Annotated in this window: 14 protein-coding genes and 1 pseudogene; 10 read left to right on the top strand and 5 right to left on the bottom strand. The window is 72.4% G+C overall.

All coding sequences use genetic code 11. From position 1 onward, the window contains the following. Positions 1-701: 701 nt before the first annotated feature. Positions 702-1,490, bottom strand: coding sequence for a DeoR/GlpR family DNA-binding transcription regulator (locus BJ969_RS18775; protein WP_184485480.1), 789 nt, complete (start codon positions 1,488-1,490; stop codon positions 702-704). A 135-nt stretch (positions 1,491-1,625) separates the two neighbouring features. Here BJ969_RS18775 and BJ969_RS18770 point away from each other — a divergent pair, with 135 nt between their 5' ends. Genes BJ969_RS18770 through BJ969_RS18745 form a run of 6 tightly spaced genes read left to right on the top strand, consistent with a single transcriptional unit; the run spans position 1,626 to position 7,747 of the window. Next, complete coding sequence (locus BJ969_RS18770) at positions 1,626-2,324, top strand: HAD family hydrolase (protein WP_184485478.1); 699 nt, start codon at positions 1,626-1,628, stop codon at positions 2,322-2,324. A gap of 24 nt (positions 2,325-2,348) precedes the next feature. Further along, positions 2,349-3,407, top strand: coding sequence for a 2-hydroxyacid dehydrogenase (locus BJ969_RS18765; RefSeq protein ID WP_184480508.1), 1,059 nt, complete (start codon positions 2,349-2,351; stop codon positions 3,405-3,407). Then, positions 3,404-4,870 carry an FGGY-family carbohydrate kinase gene (locus tag BJ969_RS18760; RefSeq protein ID WP_184480507.1) on the top strand — a complete coding sequence of 489 codons (1,467 nt, stop codon included), beginning with the start codon at positions 3,404-3,406 and terminating at the stop codon, positions 4,868-4,870. The genes BJ969_RS18765 and BJ969_RS18760 overlap by 4 nt, the downstream gene beginning before the upstream one ends. Next, a complete protein-coding gene (locus BJ969_RS18755) occupies positions 4,867-6,618 on the top strand; it encodes a dihydroxyacetone kinase family protein (protein ID WP_184480505.1) in 1,752 nt (583 codons plus the stop codon). Before BJ969_RS18760 ends, BJ969_RS18755 begins: the two co-directional genes overlap by 4 nt. 5 nt (positions 6,619-6,623) lie before the next feature. Further along, positions 6,624-7,112, top strand: a complete 489-nt coding sequence (locus tag BJ969_RS18750; protein ID WP_184485476.1) for a ribose-5-phosphate isomerase — start codon at positions 6,624-6,626, stop codon at positions 7,110-7,112. Then, on the top strand, positions 7,109-7,747 hold the full coding sequence (locus BJ969_RS18745) for a class II aldolase/adducin family protein (RefSeq protein WP_281398630.1): 639 nt from the start codon (positions 7,109-7,111) through the stop codon (positions 7,745-7,747). The genes BJ969_RS18750 and BJ969_RS18745 overlap by 4 nt, the downstream gene beginning before the upstream one ends. A 377-nt stretch (positions 7,748-8,124) precedes the next feature. Here BJ969_RS18745 and BJ969_RS18740 read toward each other — a convergent pair. Next, positions 8,125-9,039 (bottom strand): annotated as a pseudogene (locus tag BJ969_RS18740) (NAD(P)-dependent oxidoreductase); the annotation flags it as partial. A 307-nt stretch (positions 9,040-9,346) separates the two neighbouring features. Here BJ969_RS18740 and BJ969_RS18735 point away from each other — a divergent pair. Beyond that, positions 9,347-10,177, top strand: a complete 831-nt coding sequence (locus BJ969_RS18735; protein WP_184480499.1) for an alpha/beta fold hydrolase — start codon at positions 9,347-9,349, stop codon at positions 10,175-10,177. A 178-nt stretch (positions 10,178-10,355) separates the two neighbouring features. Here BJ969_RS18735 and BJ969_RS18730 read toward each other — a convergent pair whose 3' ends face one another. Further along, positions 10,356-11,396 (bottom strand): GlxA family transcriptional regulator, encoded by a 1,041-nt coding sequence (locus BJ969_RS18730; RefSeq protein WP_184480497.1) that lies wholly within the window; start codon positions 11,394-11,396, stop codon positions 10,356-10,358. Positions 11,397-11,511: 115 nt separating this feature from the next. Between BJ969_RS18730 and BJ969_RS18725 the strand changes: the two genes are divergently transcribed. Both BJ969_RS18725 and BJ969_RS18720 read left to right on the top strand, forming a co-directional pair. Further along, complete coding sequence (locus BJ969_RS18725) at positions 11,512-12,828, top strand: GNAT family N-acetyltransferase (protein WP_184480495.1); 1,317 nt, start codon at positions 11,512-11,514, stop codon at positions 12,826-12,828. Positions 12,829-12,874: 46 nt separating this feature from the next. Beyond that, positions 12,875-13,207, top strand: coding sequence for a glyoxalase superfamily protein (locus BJ969_RS18720; RefSeq protein ID WP_184480493.1), 333 nt, complete (start codon positions 12,875-12,877; stop codon positions 13,205-13,207). Positions 13,208-13,228: 21 nt separating this feature from the next. On the opposite strand, the gene BJ969_RS18715 is transcribed toward BJ969_RS18720, so the two are convergent. Next, positions 13,229-14,335: a polyprenyl synthetase family protein gene (locus BJ969_RS18715; RefSeq protein ID WP_184480491.1), complete on the bottom strand. Its 1,107-nt coding sequence runs from the start codon at positions 14,333-14,335 to the stop codon at positions 13,229-13,231. Positions 14,336-14,491: 156 nt separating this feature from the next. Beyond that, positions 14,492-15,208, bottom strand: a complete 717-nt coding sequence (locus BJ969_RS18710) for a TetR/AcrR family transcriptional regulator (RefSeq protein ID WP_184480489.1) — start codon at positions 15,206-15,208, stop codon at positions 14,492-14,494. Positions 15,209-15,286: 78 nt separating this feature from the next. Here BJ969_RS18710 and BJ969_RS18705 point away from each other — a divergent pair, with 78 nt between their 5' ends. Then, entirely contained in the window at positions 15,287-16,783 is a 1,497-nt protein-coding gene (locus tag BJ969_RS18705; RefSeq protein ID WP_184480487.1) for an FAD-dependent monooxygenase, read from the top strand. Positions 16,784-16,824: the final 41 nt, after the last annotated feature.

Below are 16,824 nucleotides of genomic sequence, written 5' to 3'. Positions count from 1 at the left end.
TCGTGCACGTCTTCGCCGCCACACCCGACGGTATGGCGCACTGGGAGTCCGCCGGGGACGATTTCGCGCCCGCGCAGGTCCCGCTCGGGCTGCGCCCGGCGGGGCCGATCGAGGCCACGGCCGCCCCGGACGGCACGGCGCTGCTCGCGTTCCGGCAGGCCGAGGACGGCGTGGTCGTGGTGCTCGCCGAATCGGATGAGCCCGGAGGCGGCTGGCGGGTCCGGGCGCGGCTGCGCTCCTCCGGTGGCGGATCCGGCCCGGCACTGGCCGCGCCGAGCCCGACGAACCTGGTGCTGGCCGTGCGCACCGGCCTCGGCGGCACGGAGGTGTTCCGCCTGAGCCCGCGCGGAATGCGCCGGACCGTGCTCCGCGGGGCGGTGGCGGACCGGCCGTCGCTTAGCGCCGACGGCACGCTGGCGGCCACCGCCGACGACGGCGCACTGCTGGTGAACGAGCCCGGGGCCGACGGCGAGTACCGGCAGTGGGAACGTCTCGCGGCACCCGGTCCGGCCGGGCGGCCGGGACGAGGCGGGCGCACCAGCCGGAGCGGCGCGACCGGTGACCGCCGCCTCCGCGGGCGGCTCCGGCTCGGGAACACCGCGCAGCGTGGTCCTGCGGTATCGGAAAATACCAATATCAATGTTAAAGATGCCAGGTCGACTGTGAACGCCGGTGCCGGGCGCGGCCGTGCGAGTGCGGGATCAGCCCAGTGCGACGAGGCGCACCTCGGAGTGCTCGCGCATCGACTCCACGAGCGCCGGATCGAACTCCCCGGCCAGCAGCACGTGGTCGAAGTCGGAGACCGGGGCGAGCCGGTGCAGCGCGGCGCGGCCGACCTTGCTCGCATCCATCATCAGCACCCGCGTGCTGGCGCTGCTGATCATCGCCCGCTTCACCAGCACGATCTCCTGCTCCTGGTGGAAGGTCATCTCGGCGTTCATCGCCGAGGTGGACAAGAACATCAGGTCCACCGACAGCCCGCTGATCATCTCCTGGCAGGGCAGTCCGATGAACGAGTCGTGCGTGCGGGAGTACTCGCCGCCGATGCTGATCAACCGGATGTCCGGGGACTCCCGCAGCGTCTCGTGCACCTGCCGGTAATTGCTGACCACGGTCAGCGGGCCGACATCGGGCAGCAGGCGGGCCAGGGCGAGCGCCGTCGTCGAGTCGTCCAGCAGCACCGACATGCCCGGAGCGATCAGGGGCAGCGCGGCGGCGGCCAGCGCTTCCTTCTCCTTGGTGTGGGTGTGCAGGCGGAAGTCCGAGCTGCTCTCGAACACGGTGGAGGGTTGCGCGGAGACGCCGCCGTGGAACTTGCGCAGCAGTCCGCGGCTGACCAGGTCGTCGATGTCGCGGTGCACCGTCATCAGGCTGACCCCGGTCAGCGCGGACAGCTCCGCGGCGCTGGCGAAGCCGCCCTCGACGACGTGGTCGATGATCTGCTGCTGGCGCAGGAGCCGGGGGGACTGCTTCTTGGGTGCGGACGCCATGGCCGCCATCTTGCCTCCTTGCTGCACTGGACCGTGGGACCGGCTGAAAGTCGGCCAAGTATCATCGATGTAGTGACATTTAACTACCCCGGTGTTAATTTGAGCGCCGTCGCCGAACGGGTGGGAGGTACACCGATGACGCAGCCCGACCGCGCGCCGGGCGCGCACCGAGCGGTCGTCTTCGACATGGACGGCGTCCTGGTCGACAGCGAACACCTGTGGGAGCGGATGTGGGCGCGCTTCGCCGCCGCCCGCGGCCAGACCTGGACGGCGGAGCAGACCCGCCAGGTGCAGGGCATGAGCGCTCCGGAGTGGTCGGCGTTCCTGGCCCGGTTCAGCCTCGCCGAAGAACCCGCCTCGGAGACCGAGCGCATCGTGGTCGACGACATGATCGCTGCCCTGGAGGCGGGAGAGATCGAGCTGCTGCCCGGTGCCGAACGCATGGTGCTGGAGGTGTCGGAGCGAGTGGTGATCGGCCTGGCCTCATCGGCTCCGCGCAGGCTCATCGACGCAGTGCTCGACCTGCACGCGCTGAGCGACTGCTTCAGCGCGACCGTGTCCAGCGCCGAGGTGCCGCGCGGGAAACCGAGCCCCGACGTGTACCTGGCTGCGGCGAACAAGCTGGGCAGGCACCCGCGAGAATGCTTGGCCGTGGAGGACTCCAGCAACGGCCTGCGCTCCGCCGCGGCGGCCGAGATGACGGTCGTGGCCATCCCCAGCGCCGACTACCCACCTGCCGAGGACGCGTTGACCGGCGCGTCCTTCGTGGCCGCGGACCTCGACGAAGTGCGCGTCCGGCTGCTCGAATCGTTGACGACGCCCGTTGCGGGCTGACCGACCGGACGGAGGAGTCTGGACATGACGAAGGTTCTCGCCGCGGGTGACCGCTTCGTGGACCCGCAGCTGTTCGTGAGCGCGCTGACCGAACAGGCGGTCGGGCACGACCTGAGCTTCAGCACGATGAAGACGGGTTGGCCGGTGGAGCCGTTCGGCCCGGTCGGCGGCGTGCGCGAAGCCAGCGGAACCGAGCAGCAGGTGCTCGAAGCGCTGGGCGACGCCGAGATCCTCGCCACCCAGATGGCTCCGGTGACCGCGGACGTGCTGGGCAAGAGCCCGAACCTGCGGTTCGTCGGCGTCGCCCGCGGCGGCCCGGTCAACGTCGACCTCGCCGCGGCCACCGAGGCGGGCGTGATCGTCAGCTACACCCCCGCGCGCAACGCGGCGGCGGCGGCGGAGTTCGCGGTCGGCCTGATCCTGGCGGCGATGCGGCGCATCGCCGACTCGAACGCGGAGCTGAAGAACGGCAACTGGCGCGGCGACTACTACGCCTACGAGCAGGCGGGGCTCGAACTCGAAGGCGCCACGGTCGGTCTGGTCGGCTACGGCGCGATCGGGCGCATCGTGGCGCGGGTGCTGTCCGCGTTCGGCGCGCACGTCCTGGTCTCCGACCCGTTCGTCGGCCGGGAGGAAGCGGACCGGGACGGCGTGCGGCTGGTCGAGCTCGACGACCTGATGCGCGCGAGTTCCGTGGTGAGCCTGCACGCGCGGCTCACCCCGGAGACCGAGCACCTGATCAACGCCGCGAACTTGGCGCTGCTGCCGGAGGGCGCGGTGCTGGTGAACTCCGCGCGCGGCGGGCTGCTGGACTACGCGCCGCTTCCGGACCTGCTCGCGTCGGGCCGGTTGGGCGGCGTGGCGCTCGACGTGTACGACGTCGAGCCACCGCCGCGGGACTGGCCGCTGTTCGACGCGCCGAACGTGATCACCACCCCGCACCTGGCCGGTGCGACCCGTCGGACCGCCGACCGGGCCGCGGCCATCGTGGCGGGCGACGCGGCGCTGTTCCTCGACGGGCGACGGCCGCGCCACGTGGCCAACCCCGAGGTCCTGGAGCGGCTGGAGGACCTGAGTCCATGATCATCGGAGTCGATGTCGGCACCTCGGTGACGAAGGCGTCGCTGCTGGGCCGGGACGGCTCGGCCCGGGTCACCCACAGCGTGCGCAGCACCCTGCACCGCTCGGCGGGCGGACGGGTGGAGCAGGACCTCGACGAGGTCGTGGCCTCGGTGATCAGCGTGGTCCGCTCGGTCGCGGCCGAGGCGGACTCGCCGGTGCAGGCCCTGGCCATCACCGGCCAGGGCGACGGCCTGTGGCTGCGCGACGCCGCGGGCGCCCAGGTCGGCCCCGGGCTGTCCTGGTTGGATGCCAGGTCGGCGCCGGTGCTGGAGCGCTGGGAGTCGGAGGGCGTGCTGCGCAGGGTGTACGGCTTGACGGGCTCGGGCATGTTCCCGGGTTCGGCGGCGCCGCTGCTGGCGCACGTGGCCGAGCACGAACCGCAGCGGCTGGAACGGGCGGAGGTCGCCGGCTACTGCGTGGACGCGATAGTGCAGCGGCTCACCGGCGAGGTCACGGTGGACGCCTCCGACGCGTCGCTGCCGTTCCTCGACGTGCCCACCCGCGCCTACAACGCGGCGGTGCTCGAAGCCTGCGGGCTCAGCGGATTCCGCGCGCTGCTGGCGGAACCGGCGCCGCCGGGCAAGCTGTTCGCGCTGGACTCGCGCAGCGCCGCCGAACTCGGATTGTCTCCGGGCCTGCCCGTATCGGCGGGTCCCTTCGACCTGCCTGCGTGCGCGTTCGGTTCCGGGGTGCGCGCCGACGGAGACGCCGCTCTGGTGATAGGTACGACGCTGGGCTGCCAGGTGCTGCGCGACGAGGTCACCATCGATCCGGACGCCGACGCCGCGGGCATGTGGCTGGCCACCCCGGATCCGGACCGGTACCTGCGGGTGATGCCGGCGATGGTCGGCACCGCGAACCTGGATTGGGTGCTGCGGATGGTCGGCGCGGGCGTGCAGGACCTGGAGGCGCTGCTGGCGGCGAGCCCGGCCGGGGCCAACGGGGTCTCGGCGTTGTCGTTCCTGTCCTCCTCCGGTGAACGAGCCCCGTTCGTCGAGCCGCACGCCCGCGGCCAGTTCACCGGGTTGTCGTTGGAGACGACCCCGGCGGACCTGGTGCGGGCGTTGTGCGAGGCGGTCGCGTACGCGGCGCGGCACAACCTGGAGTCCGCCGGATTGACGGGAGAGGTCGCCGCCTGCGGAGGCGGCGCGCGGTCGGCGGCGTGGAGCCGGATCTTCGCCAGCGTGCTGGGACGGCCGCTGCACGTGCCGCATGAGGAAGGCGTCGGCGCGCGCGGGGCGGCGATGACCGCGTGGGATTCGCTGGGTGAGCCGGTGGATCGCGAGCTGTGGTCGAACGCCCGGCACACGGTGCAGCCGGACGCGGCGGCGGTGGAGTTCTACGAGCGCGGATATCGCGCATACCTGGAATCGATCGATCGGGCCCGGCCGGTGTGGCGGTCGGGGGGAGGAGTATCCGGATGACTCGTCTGTACGACGATCCGGCGACGTTCACCGAGGACATGGTGGCCGGTTTCGTGGCCGCCAACCCCGGTTACGTGCGCGAGGTGCGCGGCGGCGTGGTGCGGGCGCGGCGCGCGCGCCGCGGCAAGGTCGCCGTGGTCACCGGCGGCGGATCCGGGCACTACCCGGCGTTCTGCGGGGTGGTCGGTCCTGGTTTCGCCGACGGCGCGGTGATCGGCAACATCTTCACGTCCCCGTCGGCGGAGGACGCCTATTCGGTGGCGAAGGCCGCCGACACCGGTGCGGGCGTGGTGTTCTCGTTCGGCAACTACGCCGGGGACAACATGAACTTCGGGCTGGCGGTGGAGCGGCTGCGCCGGGAGGGGGTCGCCGCGCACAACGTGGTCGTCACCGACGACGTGGCGAGCGCGTCGGCGCAGGACATCGGCAAGCGCCGTGGCGTGGTGGGCGATTTCGTGGTGTTCAAGGTCGCCTCCGCCGCCGCGGAGGAGGGCTACTCGTTCGACGAGGTGGTGCGGGTCGCCGAGCACGCCAACGACCGCACCCGCAGCCTGGGCGTGGCCTTCGACGGCTGCACGTTGCCGGGCAGCCCGCAGCCGCTGTTCGAGGTTCCGGACGGCCGGATGGGCCTGGGACTGGGCATCCACGGCGAACCCGGTGTGTCCGAAGTGGACATGCCGAGCGCGGCGGAACTCGCCCGCACGCTCGTCGACGGGGTGCTCGCCGAAGCACCCGAGGGGACGGGAACGCGTCGGGTGGCGGCGATCCTCAACGGGCTGGGCGCCACGAAGTACGAGGAACTGTTCGTGGTGTGGAAGACCGCGTCCCGGCTGCTGGCCGAGGCCGGTGTCGAGGTGGTGCAGCCGGAGGTCGGGGAACTGGTCACCAGCCTCGACATGGCCGGCTGCTCGCTGACGCTGACCTGGCTGGACCCGGAGCTGGAGCGGCTGTGGAGCGCGCCCGCCGATTCCCCCGCCTACCGCAAGGGGAGCATCGTCGAGTCCGATGTGGACGACGAGGTGGTGGAGGAGGCCGCCGAGGTGGTCGCGGCGGCGACCGCGGTCGCCCCGCAGGTCGGGCAGGACACCGCGCGGCTCGTGGTCGCGGGACTGCGGTCGCTCAGCGAGCTGCTGCACGAGTCCGAGGACGAGCTCGGCAGGCTGGACGCGGTGGCCGGCGACGGTGACCACGGCCGGGGCATGTCGCGCGGCAGCGGTGCCGCGCTGGAGGCCGCGGAACCCGCCGCCGCAGCGGGCGCCGGTCCCGCCGCCGTGCTGATGGCCGCCGGTGACGAGTGGGCGGCGAAGGCGGGCGGCACCTCGGGCGCGTTGTGGGGAGCGGGGCTGCGCTCGTTCGGCGACCTGCTGCCCGACGACCGGGAGGTCACGGCCGCCGACCTGCTCGCCGGGTCGCGAGCCGCGCTGGAAGCCGTGCAGCGGCTCGGCCGCGCCGAACCCGGCGACAAAACGCTGGTGGACGCGCTGATCCCGTTCGTCGACGAGCTGGCCGCGGCGGTCGGGGACGGAGCCGGAACGGGCGAGGCGATCCGGCGGGCGGCGCGGGAGGCGACCGCCGCCGCGGAGCGCACGGCCGAGCTCACCCCGCGCACCGGGCGGGCGCGGCCGCTGGCGGAACGCAGCGTCGGCACTCCCGACCCGGGGGCGACGTCGCTGGCGATGGCGCTGAACCGAGCAGCGGAAGTCCTCGGTGGACGGAACCCGGAACTCGACACGACTGAGGTGAAGTGACGATCATGGCGGACGAGCAGGCCGGCTGGCGCGTCGTCGTCGGCTCCGATGACGCGGGGCTGGACTACAAGGACGTGCTCAAGGCTGATTTGGCGAAGGACCCCCGGGTGGCCTCGGTGGTCGACGTGGGCGTCGGTTCCGACGAGCACACCGACTACCCGCACGTCGCCGTCAACGCCGCGCGCAAGGTCGCCGCGGGCGAGGCGGACCGGGCGCTGCTGGTGTGCGGTACCGGGCTCGGCGTGGCGATCAGCGCGAACAAGGTGCCGGGGGTGCGCGCGGTGACCGCGCACGACAGCTACTCGGTGCAGCGCTCCGTGCTGAGCAACAACGCCCAGGTGCTGTGCTTCGGGCAGCGCGTGGTGGGCCTGGAGCTCGCGCGGCTGCTCGCGGCGGAGTGGCTGGACCTGCGCTTCGACGAGAACTCGGCGTCGGCGCAGAAGGTCGCGGCCATCGGCGAGTACGAGGGCGGCTCCACCGGCGGGGCGTGTTGAGCCCGTCGCTGGTCGAGGAGCGCGCGGAGGTCATCCGCATCGCCCAGAAGATGATCACCGACGATCTGGTGGTGGGCACCTCCGGCAACGTGTCGGTGCGCAGCGGCGAGCTGGTCGCGGTGACACCGTCCGGAGTGGACTACGACGGCCTGACCGTCGGTGACATCGCGGTGGTCCGGCTCGACGGCACCGTGGTCGAGGGCGACCTGCCCCCGACCTCGGAGCTGCCGATGCACTTGACGGCGTACGTCGAGCACGGTGTGCAGGCGGTGGTGCACACGCATTCGTTGCACGCCACGGCGTTGTCGTTGCTGCGCGACGACGTTCCCGCGGTGCACTACCAGCTGGCGGAGATGGGCGGTGTGGTGCGGGTCGCGGAGTACGCGACCTTCGGCACCGATCAGCTGGCTCGCAACATGTCGGTCGCGTTGGAGGGCCGGGGTGCCTGCGTTCTGCGCAACCACGGCACGGTCGCGGTCGGTTCGACGCCGGCCGCGGCGTACAACCGCGCCCGGCAGCTGGAATGGCTCTGCGAGCTGTGGCTCACGGCCCGCCGGGCAGGCGAACCGAGCCTGCTCGACGACGAGGAGCTGTCCCGCTGCGCAGCCCAGTTCCACCACTACAGCACCCGCTGACCCCAGTGCGGCGACGCTCCACCCCGAGCGTCGCCGCACCAGGACCCGCCGCGGCCACGGCGAACCCGACCCAGACCCGGCGAAGCAAACCTGCTCAAGCCGAAGCCGACCTTCAGACGGCCGAAGCCCGTGCCTCGCGGCGAAGCCGTGCCTTTGCGGCGAAGCCGTGCCTTGGGCTGCGGAGCAAGCCTGCCTGGCGGCCGTAGGCCGTGCCTGTATTCGCGCAGCGAATAGCCCACGTCGAGAAGCCGACCACCGGCGGGTTCTCAGGTGTCTTCTCGCGAGGACGGCTTTTTCCCTCGTGGCGGAGCCACTTGGGAAAAAGATCCCGCAGCGAGAAGACACCTGAGGTTCCGCCACCCGACCACCCAAGCAAATCACCCCGATTCCCCAGCGAAAGAAGCGAAGTAAGCCGCCGCCATGTCTTCGTTGGCGTGGCCTGCTTCTGCTGCTCGACGGAAGCGTTCGCGCACGGCTTCGGCCACGTCGAGCCGCAGCTCACCGGCTGCTTCGGCGATGAGGCTGGCGTCCTTGTGCGCGCCGCTCACGGTGAACGAGGGGGTGTAGTCCCCGGACACGATGGCGCCGCCTTTGATGTGGGCGTACGGGGAGTCGACGGCGCCGCCGGAGATGGCGTCGAGGAACAGTTGTGGCCGCACGCCGAGGGTTTCGGCGAGCGCGATCGATTCGCCGACGGCGTTGGTCAACGACAGCACCCAGTTGTTCGCGGCGAGCTTGAGCCGGGTCCCGTCGCCGTGCGCCGCGTCGGAGCCGAGCCACAGGGTGCGGGCGCCGACGGCGTCGAACACTTCTGCCGCCTGGTCGCGGATCTGTTCCGGTCCGGCGGCGAGCACGGTCAGCGTGCCTTGCACGGCGGGGCCGCGGGTGCCGAGCACGGGCGCGTCCACGAGGGTCAGCTCGCCCGCGATCTCGGCGATCTCGGTGATGCCCGCGAGCCCGATCGTCGCCATCTGCAGCCACGGGGCGCCTGCGGGCAGTTCGGGGGCGGCGGCGCGTCCTGCTGCGGCGGTCGATTCCGCGTCGAGCAGCATCGTGACGAGCACGTCCGCGCCGCGCGCCGCGTCGGCCGGGCTGTCGGCGATGGTGGCGCCGTCTGCGGCGAGTTCTTCGGCGCGGGACCGGGTCCGGTTCCAGGCGCGCACCGCGAAGCCGCGCGCGAGCAGGTTGCGCGCCATCGGCGCGCCCATCGTGCCGGTTCCGAGGAAGGCCACGGTTGTCATCGTTCGCGTCCCAACATGTCGCTGATCGTCGGAGCGGGGGCCGCCCGCCCTTCGCCGATTGTGCGCGTCCGCCCGGTCCGCGCCCGCCGGGGCAGGGGCTCACGACCTTGGCCGGATCTTGTCGGTAAATGGCGTTGCCGCCACTCGAATCGGCGCCCGGCGCGCCGCATGCTGGTGGCAGCGCGCGGCGCCGCCGCTGGTGGAACACCTGGTGCGATCTCGTGCGGGCAGCGGTTCATCGAGTGCGTCGCCCACGCGGTATGGCATCGGAATGATCGGCGATGCGCGTTCCCGCAGGGGGCACGTGCTATCCGGCCGAATCGCACCGTCGATCCGGAGAAGTTGACGAGGAGCTTTCGTGCAGGAGTGGGAACTCGGTCGAGTCCATCGCAGCAGCATCGGCGATGTTCGCTGGGATCGCCTCGGCGGAGAGGAGAAGGAACCGGTCGTGCTCTTGCACGGCACGCCCTTCTCCTCTTTCGTCTGGCGGGGCGTCGCCCGTGCGTTGGCGCCGCATTTCCGGGTGTACGTCTGGGACATGCCGGGCTACGGCGCGTCGGACAAGCACGGCGGCCAGGACGTGTCGCTGGCCGCGCAAGGACGGGTGTTCGCGGAACTGCTCCAGCACTGGGAACTGGACCGCCCCGCCGTGATCGCGCACGACTTCGGCGGTGCCGTCGCGCTGCGCGCGCACCTGCTGCACGGGGCGCGGTACGAGCGGATCGCCGTCGTCGACCCGGTCGCGCTCGCCCCGTGGGGATCGCCGTTCTTCCGGCTGATCGGGCAGCACGTCGAGGTCTTCGAGCAGCTGCCCCCGGCCATGCACCGTGCGCTGGTGCGCGAGTACATCAGGTCCGCCAGCCACCGCGGCCTCGACGACTCCCTGGTCGACGCGCTGACCGAGCCGTGGCTGGGGGAGTCCGGCCAGCCCGCCTTCTACCGCCAGATCGCCCAAGCGGATCAGCGCTACACCGACGAGGTGCAGCACTCCTACGGCGAACTCGACCTGCCCGCGCTGGTGTGCTGGGGCGCGGAGGACACCTGGATCCCGGTGCAGAAGGGCCACGAGTTCGCCGGACTCGTCCCCGGAGCGCAGCTGCGGGTGATCCCGGGTGCCGGGCACCTGGTGCAGGAGGACGCGCCCGCAGAACTGGCGGCGGCCCTTTTCGCATTCCTCCGCGACCGCTGACGATTTCCTCGGTCGTTCTCCGAGGTGGTCGGGTGCCGGAACCTCAGCGTTCTGCTCGCTGCGGGATCAATTTTGGTGGCCCCACACACGATTGCTGTCCTGGCGAGAAGAACGCTGAGAACCCGCTGGGGGGTTCGTCTGCTCTGGTGGTGGCCGCTCGCCTGCGCCGCCGACAGGATCACGACGGACCGGATTTCGGGCCCGTGCAGGCGCTACGCGGTTCGGCGGGGGGTTCGGTTTGCGGGGCGTGGAACATCCGGCGGTACGCCGACGGAGAGGTCCGCATGATCCTGTTGAAGTGGTACCGGTAGGTCACCACGGATTCGAAGCCCACCGTTCCGGCGACCTCGTCCACCGAGTCGCGGGTCTTCTCCAGCAGCGGCAGGCTCGCGCGGACGCGCTGCGAGGTGAGCCAGCGCATCGGTGAACTTCCCGTGGTGTGCGCGAAGTGGCGCAGGTAGCTGCGTTCGGACATGTGCGCCGCGCCCGCCATCAGCTCCACCGTCAGCGGTTCCTTCAGGTGTTCCAGTGCCCAGCTCATGCTCCGCGCCACCCCGTCGTTCTCCGGTGATCCCGCCACCGGCGACTCGACGTACTGCGCCTGACCGCCTTCCCGGTGCGGCGGGATGACGAGTCTGCGGGCGACGGTGTTGGCGAGGTCGGCGCCGAGGTCCTTGCGCACCAGGTGCAGGCACAGGTCGAGGCTCGCCGCGCTGCCCGCGCCGGTCAGCACGTCCTCCTCGTCGATGTAGAGCGGTGCCGGATCGACCTCGACCAGCGGGAAGCGGCTGCGCAGCAGGTCGGCGTAGCGCCAGTGCGTGGTGGCCCGGCGCCCGTCCAGCATTCCGGCGGCGGCGAGGGCGAACGCTCCGGTGCAGGTCGACACGAGCCGGGCACCGCGCCGGTGGGCCGAGTGCAGCGCTTCCACGAGCGCGGCCGACGGGTGCTCGTGCGGATCGGCGCGACTGGTGACGATCACCGTGTCGGCGGCGGCGAGGTCGTCGAGTCCGTGCGGCGTGCTCATCACCGCACCGCCGTCCAGCGGCACCGCCCCGGGGTCTTCGGAGCACACCGTCAGCTCGTACCGGCTCGGGATCAGGTCGAGCAGGTAGTGGCCGAACACGGCGGAGATCACGCCCAGTTCGAAGGGGGCCGTGCCGGTGGTCGGCAGCACCGCCACCCGGTGCCGCCGCTCCTGCTGCTCACCCGAAGTCGCCATGGCGTGATCTTATCGGTGCCAGCGGTTACCGCCAGTTCTGTTCGGGGGAAGGACCGTTAACGAGAAGGTCATGGCAGGTCGACGCGGGGAAACATCCGGCCCGCACCGTGGAGCCATGACAGCTGGAGGCGGGAACGCGGCGGAGCCCACCGGCGTGCGCGGCCGGGCAACGTGGACGCGCGAAATGGTCGAGCTCGCCGCGCTGTGCGCGGTCGCCGGGATCGTGCACCTGATCGGCGCCGGGCCGCGCTCCGCCGACCCGGCGGCCTGGGCGCTCGTCGCGTTCGGCGCGCTGCTCGTGGCGGGTGCGGCGGTGCGCTCGACCCGGCCGCGCGGCGCCGGGCACCCGGCGGCCGAGCCCGTCGCCGAACGGGGGCCGGATGCGGAGCTCGTGAGCGGCGGGCGCGCGTTGTGGCGGTTGCGCGCCTCCGTGTCCGACAGCCCCGGACGGCTCGCGGACGTGGCCTCGGGCCTCGCCGGACTGGGCGGCGACATCCGCACCCTGCACGTGCACCCGGTCGCCGACGGAGCGGTGGACGACGTGCTGGTGCACGTGCCCGCGACGGTGGGGGAGGCCGATCTGGTCCGGGCGGTCGCAGCCGCGGGCGGACGCGACGTCACGGCCCGCCGCGCGGAGGTCCGCGAGCTCGACGACGTCCCGACTCGGACGCTGAACCTGGCCGCGAACCTGGTCGACGGGCGTGGCGACGTGGAGCGGGCGTTGCGCGGCACGCTCGGCGAGATCGAGGTGCGCTGGCAGGAGGAACCGCACCCCGAGGCCGGGCTCGACGGCGTGGCGGACGGTGTGATCTGCCTGGCCGCGCCGGGCGGCGGCGCGCTGGTGCTGGAGCGGACCGGTGCCGCGTTCACCCCGGCCGAGTTCGCGCGGGCGCGGGCGATGGCGGGTCTGGCCGCGGCCTGCCGCAGGCGGCTGCGCCCGGAGGTGCGGGAGCTGACCAGCAACGACGGGGCGCGGCTCACCGTGCGCGCGGCCGACCGCGAGGACCTGGACCTGGTCACCGAGTTCCACGCCCGGTGCTCGTCGGCCGCGCGGTACCGCCGCTACTGCGGCGCGAGCCCGCCGGACGGCGAGCACATGCTGCGCCTGCTGACGCCCGCGTTGGGCGGTTCGCTGCTGGTGCAGGGGCCGGACGGTGCGGTCGTGGCGGTCGGCAACCTGGTGCGCGAGGGGCGGGTCGCGGAGGTCGCCCTGCTGGTCCGCGACGACTGGCAGCGACGCGGCATCGGCACCCGGCTGGCCGCGGAGCTGGTGGAACAGGCACGGGCCGCGGGGCTGGACACCGTCCAGGCCCACACCCACGTCGACGACACCGCGATCGCCCGCACCCTGCGAGCGGCCGGGCTCAAGCTCGTCGGCGTCCCCGAACCGGGCGAGTGGAGCTGGTCGCGCTCGCTGACCGGCGCTCGCTGACGCGCGCGGCGCGCAGGTTCGCGGCGGTGGCTGTCACGATGGGCCGATGGACGAGGACGTCATCCCGATCATCCGGGTGGAAGCGGCCGACGTGGCGCTGAAGTGGTACGAGCTGCTCGGCTTCACCGCGCAGTGGGAGCACCGGTTCGAGCCGCACCTGCCCGCCTTCGTCGAGGTCATGCGCGGGGGAGTGCGCCTGTTCTTGTCCGAGCACGAAGGCGATGCCCGTCCCGGCGCGCTGATCTACTTGCGGGTCAGCGACGTGGACGAGATCGCCGAGCGCTTCGGGATGCGCCCGGAGCCGACCCCGTGGGCGCGGGAGATCGAACTGCACGACCCCGACGGCAACCGCCTCCGCATCGGCACCCCGCTGGGGTGAGCGACCGGGCTCGCCGAGCGGTCACCACGCCCGGTCGGTGGCGGCGGTGAGCAGTTCGGTGAGCATTCCGTGCACGTGGTCCGGGACGTGCATCGCGGCGAGCGCGTCGCGGGCGTCCTCGGCGCGGCGGGTGATGAGGCGTTCGCACTCGGCGAGCGCGCCGCTGTCCACGACGATCGACTGGATGCGCCGCACCTGCTCGTCGTCGAGGTCGCCCGCGGCGAAGGCGCGGTCGATCTCGTCCAGCTGCGCGGCGTCGGCGCGGCGCCGGGTGGTGGCCAGCAGCACGGTGGGCTTGCGGGTCCGCAGGTCGTCGCCGACGGGCTTGCCGGTGATCGCGGCGTCGCCGAACACGCCGAGCACGTCGTCGCGCAGCTGGAACGCCTCGCCCAGCGGCAGAGCGTAGGCGGTGTAGGAGTCGAGCAGCGCCGCGTCGGCCCCGGCGAGCAGCCCGCCCAGGTGCAGCGGGCGCTCGATGGTGTACTTCGCGGTCTTGTAGTGGATGATCGTGCACGCCCGCTCCACGGAGTGCGTGGACCGGGCCTGTTCGGCGACGTCGAGGTACTGGCCGAGCACGAGCTCCGCGAACGACTGCGCCACCATCGGCTGCACCGCCGCGAGCCGGTGCTGCGGGAGCCCGCTGGAGCCGAGCAGCTCGTGGAACCACGCCAGGCACAGGTCGCCCAGCAGCAGCGCCACCGAGGTGCCGAACAGCTCCGAGGAGCCGCGCATCCGCTCGGTGTGGTGCAGGTCCGCGTGCTGGCGGTGCAACGACGGGGCGCCGCGGCGGGTGTCGCTCTCGTCGATGATGTCGTCGTGGATCAGCGCGAACGCGTGCAGCAGTTCCAGGGCCGCGGCGGCGGCGATGATCCCCTCGTCGTCGCCGTCGCCACCCGCGCCGCGCCAGCCCCAGTAGCAGAACGCCGGTCGCAGCCGCTTGCCGCCGATCAGGAAGGTCCGCAGCGTGTCGATCGCCGCTGCCCACTGCGCCCGCCCGGTGTCGTCGGCGGCCATCGCGCGGTAGCGGTCCTCCTGCATGTCGAGGAACCGGGAGAGGGCCGCGTCGACCCGTTCGCGGACCCCGTCGACGTCCACTGCATGGGTCGGGGCGGGGAACGTGGTGGTCATCTGCACTCCCTGGAGCGGCGAACCTGTCGGCTCATGTGGATCGGTCGTCCACAAAACTAGGGTTCGCGGGGGTGCGGGGACATCGGCCGTTGCGCCCGTGATGATCTCCGCCGAACGGTCGGCCGAACGGTCATTTCCAGGCCGTTCGGCCGAGGTTCAGATTCCGTAGCGGGCGGCGGCGCCGTCGAGCAGCGCGCGCAGCCCTTCCTCGAAGCGCTCCTCGGCGGTGGTCGTCGTGGCGATCCGAGCCCATTCGGCGTGCGGCGCCTCGGTTCCGAGCAGGGCGTGCAGTTGCGGGAGTTCGCCGTGTTCGAGCTGTTCCCGGAGGAATCGGGCGGCTTCGGCGGGAACGTCGCCGTCGTGCAGCGGTTCCCCGGTGCGCAGCACGTTGCCCTGCACGTAGTCGTCGACGGCGGCCAGCAGGGCGAGCTTCGAGCCGGGGTCGAGGGAGGTGCCGGCGAGCGCGGCCAGCGACTGGTCGGCGTGGCGCAGCGCGTTCGGTCCCAACCGGGCGCCGCGCAGGCCTTGCAGCAGTCCGCGGTGGCGCAGCGACACCTCGCGGGTCCGGCGTGCGATGGCGGTGAGCGCGGCCCGCCATTCGGTGGGCAGCTCGTCCGCGGGGATCAGCACTGCGCCCATCAGCGCGTCGTCCATGAGCGCGACGAGGTCGTCCTTGGTGCGCACGTAGTGGTACAGGGTCATCGTCCCGGCGCCCAGCTCGGCGGCGACCCGGCGCATCGAGACCGCTTCGAAGCCTTCGGCGTCGGCCAGGGCGAGCGCGGCGGCGGCGATCTGCTCGCGGGTGAAGCGGGGTTTGCGGGTGCCCGGTGCGGGTTCGGCCCAGATCGGGGTGCCGCCGTGCTCGGTTGCCATGTGGTACACCGTACCGCTAACTTTGTTCGTGCGGTGTACGACTATCGAGTACGCCGTACCACTTGATGGAGGCGCAACATGCAGGAGACCGAAGTACTCATCGCGGGCGCCGGGCCGACCGGCCTGGTTCTGGCATGCGAACTGGCCAGGCGCGGCATCGGCTTCCGGATCATCGACAAGGCCACCGAGCACTTCGGCGGCTCGCGCGCCGACGGGATCCACCCGCGCACCCTGGAGGTGTTCGCCGACCTCGGCGTGCTCGACGAACTGCGTGCCGCGGGCGACGGCGGCATCCCGCTGCGCAAGTACGACGACGGCGATCTGGTCTGGGAGGGCAGGCCCAGCGAACCGGCGCCCCCGGCTCCCGGCGTCCCCCACCCCGACCCCTGGTTCGTCCCGCAGTTCCGCACCGAGGAGATCCTGCGCAAGGCGCTCGCCGGGTACGGCGGCCAGGTCGAGCTCGGAGTCGAACTGCGCGAGTTCCACCAGGGCGATCGGCACGTCACCGCGGTGCTCGCCGACGGCACCGAACTCCGAGCGCACTACCTCGTCGGAGCCGACGGCGGCGGCAGCACCGTGCGGCGCGCCCTCGGCATCGGCTTCCACGGCGAAACCGACGAGACGACCGGGGCGCTGATCGCCGACGTCCGGCTCAGCGGCCTCGACCGCGACCGGGCGCTGGCCTGGTCGCGGGGCGGGGAGATGGTGTCCGCGCAACCGCTGGCCGGGACGGAGCTGTTCACCGTGACCACGTCCCGCGACGACATCACCGCGACTCCCAGCGCGCTGCAGGAACGGCTCCGGTGGGCCAGCGGGCTCGACGTGCGGGTGCACGAGGTGCACTGGAACTCGACCTGGCGGGCCAACGCGCGCCTCGCCGAGCGCTACCGGGACGGCCGGGTGCTGATCGCCGGCGACGCGGCGCACGTCTGCCCGCCCACCGGTGGGCAGGGCATGAACACCGGGGTGCAGGACGCCTACAACCTGGGCTGGAAGATCGCCGCCGTGCTGCGCGGCGCGGACCCGGCGTTGCTGGAGACCTACGAGGCCGAGCGGCGCCCGGTGGCCCGGGGAGTGCTGGAGCTGAGCGGGCGGCTGCTGGACCTGCTGCGCGAGGACGATTCCGAAGCGCACGTGCGCGGTCCCGAGCTGAACCAGCTCGGACTGCACTACCGGGGAGGTCCGCTGTCGGCGGAGGAGCGCGGCGAGCCCGGCCCGCTCCGCGCGGGCGACCGGGCGCCGGACGCGCCGTGCGAGCGCGACGGTGCCGCGGTCCGGCTCTTCGAGCTGTTCGGCGGAACGCGGTGGACGCTGCTGGACTTCGGCGGCTCGCTCGGCGATCCGGGCATCGCCGACTTGGACGTGCACGCCGTCGTGCGCGGAGCGGGGCGCCCCGGTGACGTCGTGGACGTCCACGGCCACGCCCGCACCGGATACGGAGTGGGCGCCGCCGCCCTGTTCCTGATCAGGCCGGACGGCTACCTCGGCTGGTGCGGCGACGCCGGAGACCTCGCCGGTCTCCGGTCCTACCTGCTGCCGAAGCTGAACGCCCCCGCTCCCCGAGTGACCGGGTAGCGGAGGCGTTCACCGGGATCCGGCGGCGGGTCGTCCGCGGC

Origin of the sequence: Saccharopolyspora gloriosae (genome assembly GCF_014203325.1) — a bacterium.
GTDB lineage: Bacteria > Actinomycetota > Actinomycetes > Mycobacteriales > Pseudonocardiaceae > Saccharopolyspora_C > Saccharopolyspora_C gloriosae.
Note: the sequence above shows the minus strand (reverse complement) of the source record. Positions and strands in the feature narration are given on the sequence as shown.

What these genes read in the sequence shown, in the direction of transcription:
- BJ969_RS18715 (WP_184480491.1), bottom strand. Translation starts at nt 14,335, where the DNA reads ATGACCACCACGTTCCCCGCCCCGACCCATGCAGTGGACGTCGACGGG.
- BJ969_RS18705 (WP_184480487.1), top strand. Translation starts at nt 15,287, where the DNA reads ATGCAGGAGACCGAAGTACTCATCGCGGGCGCCGGGCCGACCGGCCTG.
- BJ969_RS18750 (WP_184485476.1), top strand. Translation starts at nt 6,624, where the DNA reads ATGGCGGACGAGCAGGCCGGCTGGCGCGTCGTCGTCGGCTCCGATGAC.
- BJ969_RS18730 (WP_184480497.1), bottom strand. Translation starts at nt 11,396, where the DNA reads ATGGCGACTTCGGGTGAGCAGCAGGAGCGGCGGCACCGGGTGGCGGTG.
- BJ969_RS18765 (WP_184480508.1), top strand. Translation starts at nt 2,349, where the DNA reads ATGACGAAGGTTCTCGCCGCGGGTGACCGCTTCGTGGACCCGCAGCTG.
- BJ969_RS18760 (WP_184480507.1), top strand. Translation starts at nt 3,404, where the DNA reads ATGATCATCGGAGTCGATGTCGGCACCTCGGTGACGAAGGCGTCGCTG.
- BJ969_RS18725 (WP_184480495.1), top strand. Translation starts at nt 11,512, where the DNA reads ATGACAGCTGGAGGCGGGAACGCGGCGGAGCCCACCGGCGTGCGCGGC.
- BJ969_RS18775 (WP_184485480.1), bottom strand. Translation starts at nt 1,490, where the DNA reads ATGGCGTCCGCACCCAAGAAGCAGTCCCCCCGGCTCCTGCGCCAGCAG.
- BJ969_RS18710 (WP_184480489.1), bottom strand. Translation starts at nt 15,208, where the DNA reads ATGGCAACCGAGCACGGCGGCACCCCGATCTGGGCCGAACCCGCACCG.
- BJ969_RS18720 (WP_184480493.1), top strand. Translation starts at nt 12,875, where the DNA reads ATGGACGAGGACGTCATCCCGATCATCCGGGTGGAAGCGGCCGACGTG.
- BJ969_RS18755 (WP_184480505.1), top strand. Translation starts at nt 4,867, where the DNA reads ATGACTCGTCTGTACGACGATCCGGCGACGTTCACCGAGGACATGGTG.
- BJ969_RS18770 (WP_184485478.1), top strand. Translation starts at nt 1,626, where the DNA reads ATGACGCAGCCCGACCGCGCGCCGGGCGCGCACCGAGCGGTCGTCTTC.